Consider the following 2,787-nt stretch of genomic DNA (forward strand, 5'->3'; position numbering starts at 1 on the left):
GGTTTCCGGTCCTGCGGCCGGAAGCCACGGCATGCCGAGCGGGGATTCGGTTCTGCCTGCGTGTCACGTTAAGCACGCATCCGCTCACTTCGCGCAGTGGAGTGCGCCAAAGGAAGGTCCCGGGCGGCGGACACCGACGGTGCATCAGGGTGATAACCCGTCACCTCGGGAGCATCCGACGCCCCCTCATCAGCGGCCGCCGGCCTCCGCCAGCAGCTGCTTCTTCAGCACCTTTCCCAAGGCGTTCCTGGGCAGTTCGGGCACCAGGACGACCCGGCGCGGCCGCTTGTGCACCGAGAGCCGCTCCGCCACGAAGGACGTCAACTGATCTCCCGTCACGGCGCCGTCCGGAACGACGTACGCGACGATCGCCTGTCCGAGGTCCTCGTCAGGCACGCCGACCACCGCCGCGTCGGCGACCGCCGGGTGGTCGCGCAGCGCGGCCTCCACCTCGCCCGCGCCGATCCGGTAGCCGCCGCTCTTGATGAGGTCCACCGAGGCACGGCCGACGATCCGGTGGAAGCCGTCCGCCCCGATCACCGCGACGTCGCCGGTGCGGAACCAACCGTCCGCCGTCCACGCCTCGGCGTCCGCGTCCGGCCGGTTGAGGTAGCCGCTGAACAGCGTCGGGCCGGAGACCTGGAGTTCGCCGACGCTCTCCCCGTCGCTGGGCACCGGCGCGCCGTCCTCCCCGACCAGCCGGGTGCGGACCCCGTCCACCGGCAATCCGACGCTGCCGGGGCGCCGCTCGCCGTCCGCCCGGGTGCTGACGGTGATCAGCGACTCCGTCATCCCGTACCGCTCGATCGGGGTGTGCCCGGTGAGCGCCGCCAGCCTCTCGAACACCGGGACGGGCAGCGGCGCGCTGCCGGAGACCAGCAGCCGGGCCGGGGCGAGCCGGGCCGCCGACTCCGGGTCCGCCGCCAGCCGGGACCAGACGGTGGGCACGCCGAAGTACAGGCTGCCGCCCGCCGCCGCATAGCCCTCCGGGGTGGGGCGCCCGGTGTGCACCAGCCCGCTGCCGGTGCGCAGGGCGCCGAGCACGCCGAGCAGCAGCCCGTGCACGTGGAACAGTGGCAGGCCGTGCACGAGGGTGTCCTCGGCAGTCCACTGCCAGGCGGCGGCAAGGGCGTCCAGGTCGGCGGCGATCGCCTCGCGCCGGATCACCACGCCCTTGGGCGCACCGGTGGTGCCGGAGGTGTAGAGCACGAAGCCGATCGACGCCGCGGCCGGCTCGGCGTGGGTGGTGGCGGAGCGCTGCGCGGGGTCGACCGGCAGCCCCGCCACCGAGGTGTCCTGCGGCGACGCCTCCCCGACGGCGTGCGCGAGCAGCGCCGCGCCCGAGTCCCGCAGGATGTGCTCGCGCTCCTTGGGGCCCGAGTCGGGCGGCAGCGGCACCACCGGGACGCCCGCCAGCAGGCCGCCGACCACGGCGGTGACGGTCTCGACGGTGGGCCGGGCGAGCACCGCGAGCGCCGGGGCGCCGGCCACCCGGTCGGCGACGGCGGTCGCCGCGCCCAGCAGGTCCTCCCGGGAGAGCGCCCGACCGTCGATCCGCAGCGCGTCCGCCGCGTCGCCGAAACCGCCCTCAAGTGCCGTCAGCAGTGCCATGCCACCGTCCTCGCCTCGTCCCACGCCACCGCGCCGCGCCCGTGCGCCGCGCGTTCACCTCGCGCGCCTGCCTCCGCGTCACGCGCCGGCGCCGACTCTACGGGCCGCCGCCCAGCCCACCGTGCTCCGGGGACGACGGGTCACGGCCGAACAGGGCGGCGGACGACCGGGAACGGCGGAGGGCGCGGCACCGAGCACCCGGCGCCACGCCCTCCGAACCTTCCCGCGGGATCAGGCCTTGCGGGCCTTCACCTCGGCGGTGAGCTGCGGCAGCACCTCGAAGAGGTCGCCGACCACGCCGTAGTCGACCAGCTCGAAGATCGGGGCCTCGGGGTCCTTGTTGACGGCCACGATGGTCTTCGAGGTCTGCATGCCGGCCCGGTGCTGGATCGCACCGGAGATGCCCGCCGCGATGTAGAGCTGCGGGGAGACCTGCTTGCCGGTCTGGCCGACCTGGCTGCTGTGCGGGTACCAGCCGGCGTCCACGGCGGCGCGCGAGGCGCCGACGGCCGCGCCCAGCGCGTCCGCGAGCTCCTCGACCACGCCGAAGCCCTCGGCGGCACCGACACCACGGCCGCCGGAGACCACGATCGCGGCCTCGGTCAGCTCGGGGCGGCCGGAGGAGACGCGCGGGGTGCGCGAGGTGACCTTGGCGGCGTTGCCGGTGAACTCGACGGCGACGTTCTCGACGGCGCCCGCGGCCGGGGCGGCCTCGGGGGCGACGGAGTTCGGCTTGACGGTGATGACCGGCGCGCCCTTGGTGACCTTGGACTTCACCTGGAAGGACGCGGCGAACACCGACTGGGTGGCGACCGGACCGCCGTCGCCGGCCTCCAGGTCGACGGCGTCGGTGATGATGCCGGAGCCGAGGCGCAGTGCGACGCGCGCGGCGACCTCCTTGCCCTCACCGGAGGACGTCACCAGCACGGCGGCGACGTCGTTGGCCTTGGCGATCTGGGCCAGGGCGTCCACCTTGGGGACGACCAACTGGTCGGCGAACTCGGCGCCGTCGGCGACGTACACCTTCGCCGCACCGTACTCGCCGGCCTTCGCGGCGATGTCGGCCGCGGCGCCACCGGCGCCGAGGACGACGGCGGACGGCTCGCCGATGCGGCGGGCCAGGGTCAGCAGCTCCAGGGCCGGCTTGCGGACCGCACCGTCGGCGTGGTCCACCAG

The 2,787-nt window shown here is 74.9% G+C and carries 2 protein-coding genes; both read right to left on the minus strand.

Annotated features, from left to right (window positions below):
• Positions 1–189: 189 nt before the first annotated feature.
• Entirely contained in the window at positions 190–1,611 is a 1,422-nt protein-coding gene (locus ACFU7Y_RS42670; protein WP_380771838.1) for an acyl-CoA synthetase, read from the minus strand.
• 231 nt (positions 1,612–1,842) lie between these two features.
• Positions 1,843–2,787, minus strand: coding sequence for an electron transfer flavoprotein subunit alpha/FixB family protein (locus ACFU7Y_RS42675; protein WP_380771840.1), 945 nt, complete (start codon positions 2,785–2,787; stop codon positions 1,843–1,845).

Origin of the sequence: Kitasatospora sp. NPDC057542, assembly GCF_042801945.1 — a bacterium.
Lineage (GTDB): Bacteria > Actinomycetota > Actinomycetes > Streptomycetales > Streptomycetaceae > Kitasatospora.